This window comes from Aquisalimonas lutea (genome assembly GCF_030409225.1).
GTDB classification, from domain to species: Bacteria; Pseudomonadota; Gammaproteobacteria; order Nitrococcales; family Aquisalimonadaceae; genus Aquisalimonas; species Aquisalimonas lutea.
The window spans coordinates 554,873-563,026 of record NZ_JAUFPK010000004.1 but is presented as its reverse complement, the minus strand read 5'-3'; the positions used below and the strand labels follow the sequence as shown (position 1 = coordinate 563,026).

At 67.3% G+C, this 8,154-nt stretch carries 2 protein-coding genes; both read left to right on the top strand.

Going from position 1 to position 8,154, the window contains the following annotated elements; translation table 11 throughout:
• The first annotated feature begins 65 nt into the window (after positions 1–65).
• A complete protein-coding gene (locus tag QWY84_RS13710; RefSeq protein ID WP_290203285.1) occupies positions 66–917 on the top strand; it encodes a tetratricopeptide repeat protein in 852 nt (283 codons plus the stop codon).
• A 1,101-nt stretch (positions 918–2,018) separates the two neighbouring features.
• A complete protein-coding gene (locus QWY84_RS13705) occupies positions 2,019–8,141 on the top strand; it encodes an SPM autocatalytic domain-containing protein (RefSeq protein WP_290203283.1) in 6,123 nt (2,040 codons plus the stop codon).
• The last annotated feature ends 13 nt before the right edge of the window (positions 8,142–8,154 follow it).

Genomic DNA, 8,154 nt, shown 5'->3' with positions numbered 1-8,154 from the left:
TGCCATTAGTGGGTTTGCGGTGCGCGGAGCACGTGGTGTAATTTTTCCATACAAGGACGAAGGCCATGCGGACGGATCCGATGCCCTACCTTCGAATCATCTCTGATCCTCTGACCGGGCGCGGTAGTGCGCTGGTTATCAGTTTATTGCTTTGCATGGCCGCTGACGTGGCCGTCGCCGATACGGCGGCGGGTGTGGAGGCGTTCGAGTCCGGAAACTACGAAGAGGCCTACGAAGAACTCATGCCGGAGGCCGAGGCGGGGGATGCCGAGGCGCAGTTCTACGTCGCAAAGCTCTATGGCAGCGGTTACGGAGTTTCTGAGAATTTGGATGTAGCGAACCAGTGGCTGCAGCGTTCGGCGCAACAGGGTTATACAGATGCGGTGGTAGGTCTTGGTTACGTTTATTCAAACGGCGTCGGTGTTGATGTCGACGACGAGCGTGCATTTGAACTGTATCGGGAAGCTGCCGAACAAGGGAGTTCGGCAGCTCAAACAAATCTTGGCTTAATGTATGAAGAAGGCGAGGGTGTCGAGCGCGATGCGGAGTTGGCTGCCAGGTGGTTCCGTCGGGCTGCGGAGCAGGGGCAGGCCGTAGCGCAGAGGCTGTTGGGGACGGCGTACATGTGGGGTAGTGGCGTCGAGCAGGATTACGGCCAGGGTGTGCAATGGTTCCTCGAAGCTGCCCGACAGGGGGAGAGCCAGGCCCAGTACATGCTCTACAACGCCCATATCCAAGGGCTCGGCGTGCCGCAGGATCCGGTTGAGGCGTTCAAATGGGCGAAGATCGCGGCGGACAACGGCCACGACTGGGCGTCAGCCGAGTGGTCGGAGACATGGCAGTGGTTCCTGGATGAGGAAGGCCGCCGTGAGGCGGCCCGTCGAGCCGAGCAATGGCAACGGGAGTACGGAGAATAGGCAAGAGGATTGTGGGGAATGACGGACAGGAACGCGACGGAACGCGGTCGAAACATCTCCGGATCAGGTCCGGGCGATAGCGCAGCGAGTTCAGCGTCGGACGCAGCACCAGCACTGCCGATTCCCGATATCGGTATGCGAGAGTTCGCTAATGGGGTGCCCTCAGTGAAGCTCGGCATCAATGATAAAGGGCAGATTGGGCCAGAAATTTCCGGGCTTGGTTTTTCAGCTGGTGGTTATATTGGATGGAATGAAACGGGATCATTCGAAGTGGGGACCCCAGTAGGAGATGTTTCCTGGGGCAATGATCGTATGTACAAGGAGATTAATACTGACGAGCACCGATACGAGGTTGAGATTAATGAAAGATCACTTCAGGTTGCCGGTCCGGAAGGCAACGTAGATTTGTCCATGGTTACCCAAGTCGATCTTGTCGGAGAAAACGAGATCGGGCAAGTAGTCAGATTATCCGGAAAGAGTTTTCCTGAAGGTTTCGCCAACAGTGACGCGGCATTTGGGCAGGCTATTGATGACCGGCTTGCCGGTGACGTTCTGCGGGTCGGGGAAGCCTTAGACCAGACGGCAGCCATGCTTGGTAATGAGGAAGGCTACGCGCGCGGCGATATGTGGTCCGGCGAGCTTTCCGACGGTACTAGGTTCGTTGCTATAGATAGTTACCGTAATAATCCAGAACAAGGAATTAATAACGGAATTACTATTCGAACAATTGCATATGAGGATGGCACGTTAAAGCACATTGATAAGCCGTCATCATATAGTTTTGGTGATTATGGGAATGGAAATGACTTTTTGATGCGTCCGGTGGCGACTACTGAGACTAGCGTTTCTGAAAATGGTAATACAAATGAGATAGGAGATCCTTACCTTGATGAAATGGATGGCACAGGGATGTGGCTACCTTCAAATCACGGGAGTAACGCACCCGGCGAAGCCGTTTACGGAAATGGGCTGAATGGTACATACTCCGGTCAAATTCCGTTGGACCTGAACGGCGAAGCTATTCCCAATGACGTCGCCGGTACTCTCCGGCGTGATACTCCATCCTTAGATGAGCCGCCCGAAGCCGGGAGTAGTGTGGGCTTGGACTCGCGCTGGTACCTGGATGCCGATACCGAGAACTCCGTATCGTCCGGAGAGTTCAGCGAACTCCCCGACGATGCGGGCGCTCATCCGGCCGGCGCTGCGCACAACGCCGATAACGGCCTGCCCGACAACGACGGCCTGGATCGCCCCCAGGGCAACCGCACCGGTGCGCCGGCGGAGTCGGATGGGGAGGTGCCGGAGCTGGAGCCGGGGCAGGGGGAGCATCCTGCCGGCGATGCGCACGTGAACCAGGTCGAGGCGGGGAGCGCCGTGGCCTCGGGGGGTGCCGCGGCGTTCGGTTCGCTTCTGAACCGGCAGCTCGATCCGGACAGCGCCGGCGAGCAGTTCGCTGTTGATACCCTCAACAGCACCTTCCAGAGCACCGCGGTCGACGTGGTGAACGCGCCGTCCGGAGGCGTTACCTCCGGTGGTCTCGGGGCCAACCTGGGCGCCGGGGCCGTGGGTGCGGGCGCGGGCCTGGTGGCGGGCGAGCTCAGCGAGTCGCTTGGCTTCGACGGTTCGTCCTTTGGTGACCGGCTCGGCAGCGCCATGACCGAGCAGGCGGTGGCGGCCGGCTTCGACGCGGCCCTGGATGCAACGGGTTCCAGCCTGGGTACCGCCTCGGACGCGGCGACGGCGATGTCCAGCGGGGCGTCGCTCATGAACGCGGGCGTGTCCCTGGGGGCCAGCATCGCCACCAGCCAGCTGACCAGCGAGCTGGGGCTGGGTGCCGAGACGGAAGCGGGGGCGGTCATGTCCGCCGTGGGCTCGACGGTGGGATCCACCATCGGTGGTGCGATCGGCAGCGTCATTCCCGTGGTGGGGACCGTTATCGGGTCCGTGGTGGGCCAGTTCATCGGCAGTGTCATCGGCAGCGTGGTGGGTGACCTGTTCGGCAGCGAGCCGGACTTCCCGCCGCCGCCGAAGGCGCATGCGACCCTGTCCATGGCGGAGGACGGCAGCCTGGACGTGACCGACGTCGGCGATGCCAACGGCGGCAACGGCGGCGGTCTCATGCTCGCGGTCCAGGGCGCCGCGGACACCATCGACGGCATCGTCGACGCCGTGGGCGGCCGTTTCCTGGAGCCGGATGCCGTGGGCGACCTGACCCTGCGGTACGAGGCGCGCGACGGCGTCTACGTCAACGGCACCGAGGTGGACTCCGTGGACGCCGGCGTCAACCGCCTCGTCGCCGAAGCCCTGCAGGCGACGCCCATCGCCGGCGGCGACGTGCACGTCAAGCGGGCCCTGTACAATCACCTGGAAGCCGGCGAAGTCGATATTGCCGCCCTCAAGGATGAGCTGGCGACGGCGCAGCGCTACAGCGCCTACCAGGAGCAAGCCCACCGGATCGAGGAGATCGCGGGGCAGGAGGATGTGCAGGAAGAGCTGTCCGCCCTTGCCGCCGGCGACCTCGACGAGGCGGAACTGTCCGAAAGCGCGGCGCTCGTGCACGACTACCGCGCGATCAAGGCGGAGGCCAAGGCGCTCGGCCTCGATCAGCCGCATCCCCATGACAACGCCAGCCGGGCGAACCAGGCGTTCGCCGAGGCCGGTATCTCCCTGGACGACGTGACGGCGGGCGACCTCGTCCTGGCCGACGAGCACGGCGAGCTCATCATCGGGGTTCGCCGTCCGGGACAGGAGGATGCCGCCCTCGGCGATCTCGATCACGTGCGCGTCGACGCCTACGCGGCCGATTTCGATGCGGCCGCGCTGTATCTTCCCGACGGAGGATCGTGGAGTCTCCAGGCGCTCATGGATGCCGTCGGGGTCGAGCCCGGTGCCGGGCCGGTGGACGTGGGTGAGGCCCTGCGGGCGGCCCACGGGGCCGCGGGCGATGCCGTCCGGGCGGGTACCGCCGACGGCGACGTGATCGAGGGCACCGGGGCGGACGAGGTCCTCATCGGGCTCGGCGGCAGTGATGTGCTCAACGGCGGTGCCGGCGCCGATACGCTGATCGGCGGTCGCGGCGCGGATGTCCTTCGCGGCGGTGCGGGTGAGGACACGGCGGCCTATACGGCCTCGGATGGCGGTGTCCGGATGGATCTCGAGGCCGGGGAAGGCTACGGCGGCTACGCGCAGGGCGACACCCTCGAGGCGGTCGAGCATGTCACGGGCTCCGCTCATGATGATGTCCTGTCCGGCGACACGGAAGCGAACACCCTGGACGGCGGCGTCGGTGCGGATACGCTCGTGGGGCGCGAGGGTGCCGACACCCTGATCGGCGGCGCGGGCGATGACGCCCTCTACGGCGGCGCAGGCGACGACCGCATCAGCGCCGGCGAAGGGGCGGATGTCGTCGCCGGCGGCGCAGGTGATGATCATGTCCTCGCCGGTGCGGGCACGGATCGGGTCAGCGGCGGTGGCGGTGACGATGTCATCGTCGGCGGCGAAGGCGACGACCTTCTCGCGGGCGGCGCGGGCCGCGACGTGGTCCACGGCGACGCCGGTGACGACGTGCTCGTGGCGGCCGGCGACGGTGACCGACTCAGCGGAGGCGAGGGCAGCGACACGGCCATCTACGAAGGCGCCCGCGATACCTACCGTACCCAGGTGGACGATGCCGGCAACCTGTACATTGCCGCTGCCGATGGCGGCGGGGCGGCGGACCGTCTCGACGGCATCGAGCAGGTGCGCTTCGCCGACGGGGTCGCGACGGCGGACGAGCTGATCGCTGATGCCGAGAGCCGCAGTCAGGCCCTGGCGGCCCTGGCGGACCTGGCGGAGCTCGACGAGGAGCGCCGCCAGTACCTCACCACCGGCCGGCCGTCGGTGGGCGGAACCGTGCTCGGGGATGCGGCCGCCATCGGCGTGGCGGCGGTGCTCGCCACCGAGGGCGCGCCGGCCGCCGAGCGCCTGGGTGATACGCCGGCGGCGGGCGAGGGCGCATCGGGTACCGTGGAGGAAGGTGCCGCGGTACCCGCGCAGCCGGCGGTGGCGGAGCCTGCTCCCGTGACTGCTGCGCCCGGCCTTGTTCCGGTTGCCGATGCCATCCCCAGTCCCGTGGAGACCGCCGGTCCGGGCGATGGGTCGACGGAGCCCTTGTTGCTTGCTCCGGTGCCGGCCGGCGTCGAATCAACGGTGGCTTCTGCGCGGTGGCCGGAAGCGGCCATGCCACCGGAGGTGGCCGAGCTTCTGCCGGTGACGAACGGCCTGGTGCCGGTGGAGGCCGGGGACGCCGCGTCGGCGCCGGAGACCGACGATGCACCCCCGAACGCGGGCGACGGCGACTCCGGCGGCCCGGTGCCCGGCGACGGCATGGGCATCCCGGCGGTGGAGGGTACCGGGGGCGCCGACCAGCTCGAGGCCCTGGACGAGCGCTCCGCGGTGTTCGGCTATGGGGGCGACGATGTCCTGATCAGTGGCGAGGGCAACGATATCCTCTACGGCGGAGCCGGGGACGACGAATTCGTCGCCTCCGCCGGCGAGGATCGGTTCCACGGTGACCCGGGCTTCGACCGCGTGACCTACGCCGCGGCGGAATCGCCGGTGGCGGTGGATCTCGGCCGGGGGACCGGGCTTGCGGGTACAGCGGCGGGTGATTCGTACGTCTCGGTGGAGGCGGTCACCGGCACGGCGTACGGTGACCTGCTCCGCGCGGCGAATACCGGCAGCACGCTGATCGGCGGCGCAGGGGACGATCAACTGACCGGGCGCGGTGGTGCCGACCGCCTGCGCGGCGGTGAAGGTGCCGATTCCCTCGAAGGCGGTGCCGGCGCGGACCGACTGGCCGGCGGCGAGGGCGATGACCGCCTGTTCGCCGGGGACGGCCCGGATACGCTGGAAGGCGGTGCGGGTGACGACCTCCTCGACGCCGGGGCCGGCGCCGACGTCCTGCGCGGCGGCTCCGGTGCGGACATTCTCATCGGCGGCGGGGGCGATGATGTCCTTCGCGGCGGCGCGGGTGTCGACGAGCTGGTCGGGGGCGCGGGTGACGACGAGATCCATGTCGACGGTGCCGACGATCTCGCCTTCGTCGACGGCGGTGCCGGCCGCGATACCGTCATAGCGGATGAGAGCCTCGGTGCGGGCGCCAATCTCGGGCGTCTCGCCGGGGTCGAGGTGTTCAAGGGATCAGCGGCCGATGACGTGGTCGACGCCGGCTTCGGCCTGGATCGCATCGACGGCGGCGCCGGCAATGACCGGGTGCGCCTGACCGATGTCAGCGTGTTCGACGTCGAGTCCTTCGACTGGAGCGACGACCGCTCCCGGCTGACCATCACGCATCAGGGCGAGTCGGTGAGCGTCAGCAACGCCGCCGTGGAGCTCGCCGAAGGCACGGTCCGGCTCGGCGGTGTCGATAACGCCCCGTTCGTGGCGTCGGGCCCGGACACGCTGTCCACCGACGAGGACACCTCGCTGCGGCTGACCCCCGAGGACCTGCAGCCCGAGGTGCGCGATGTCGATCCCGGCGACAGCGGTCCGGTCACCATCGCTTCGGTTGCCGGTGTCGATGTCGGCCTGAGCCGGGGGATTCACGACGGGTACTGGGACGCCGATCCCGGGGCCGGGGATACCGCCCGCTTCGCCGGGCAGCGCACGGACTACGACATCAGCGCCCACGGTGACCACATCCGCGTTGCCGACCCCGACCAGGGCAGCGTGGAGCGCCTTCAGGGCGTGCACGAGCTGCGCTTCACCGAAAACCAGGACAGCGTGTTCATCGGCCGTGCGGAAACGCGCCACGGCACGGTCGAGGTGGACGAGGCCATCCGCTACACGCCGGACGCCAATTACAACAGTAACCACGGTGGGCCGGAGTTGTTGGACTACGAGATCAGCATTGACGGTAGCCCTCGTGCACCGGCACAGGCACGGATGGACGTGCAGCCGGTGAATGACGCGCCGCGCCTGGCCATGGCGGAAGCGAGCTATGACGGCACTTACAACTTTCGGACGATGTCGTTCGGGATGCTAGTCCCGGATATGGCGGCTAGCGGCAACCACGCCGAAAAGGCCTTCTGGGAGGCCGAAGGGGCCGGGCGTGTCCTCGGGGTCGACGTCGAGGACACGGACGGCAAGGCCGACGGCGCCGGGACGCTGACATACCGGCTGGCGGAGGAGCCGGCGTGGGGCGAGGTCGACCTGCGGCAGGACGGCTCCTTCGACTACCGTCTCAACAAGGGGGATGATCGCCCCTATGCGGACCTCTACACGGGGGACCTTAGCGATCTTCCTGATCAGGACCAAAGTATCCTAGAGAGACACCGGATCGTTACCCCGGAGGGCTTTGACGAGGTGTCCGAGGACCAGGCGGAGCACCCGCGTTTCCAGGTGGAGATCGAGGACGCGGACGGTGCCACCACGACGGAGACGGTCCATCTGACCAACGCGGAGCCGAGCGGCGGTGGGGGCGGCTGCCCCGTGGCCCTGGACCTGGACGGCGACGGGCTGGAGTTCCGGGACATCGACGACTCCGACGTGCTCGCCGACGTCAACGGCGACGGCCGTGCCGACCGCACCGCGTGGATCGGGACCGATGACGGCCTCCTGGCGCTGGACCGCGACGGCGACGGCACGGTCGATCTGGACGGTTTCGACGAGATCCGCTTCAGCGACGATCACCCCGACGCCCGCACGGACATGGAAGGCCTGGCGCTCGCCCACGACACCAATGACAACGGGCGCCTGGATGCCGGCGACGAGCGCTGGTCGGAGTTCGGCGTCTGGCGGGACGCGGATGGCGACGGCGAGACGGATCGCGGCGAGTTCGTCGGCATGGACGAGGCCGGCATCCGGTCCATCGGCCTGGAATCGGACCGGCAGCCGGAGGTGGCGGCGGACGGGGATGTCCAGATCTTCGGGCGTTCCGCGTTCACGCGTACGGACGGGTCCACGGGCATCGCCGGCGATACCGCGTTCCGCTACGCTGCGGCCAACGAGGATGCCGCCGGTCCGTCCGGGAGCACGAAGGCTGGAGAAGGCTCCGCGGACGGCAGCGAGGCAGCGCCGCCGTCCGCGGATGAGCTCGCGAGCACCTGGGCCCTGCGGCTCGCCCAGGAACAGGCGGCCCGGGCGGCCAACGAGCCCGGCGCCGGTGACGACATCCCCGTGCCGCTGGAGTTCGCCGTCCCGGACGAGGCGGACGCCGCCGACACGGCCACCGTGGGCGGCTGATTCGCGCTGCGAG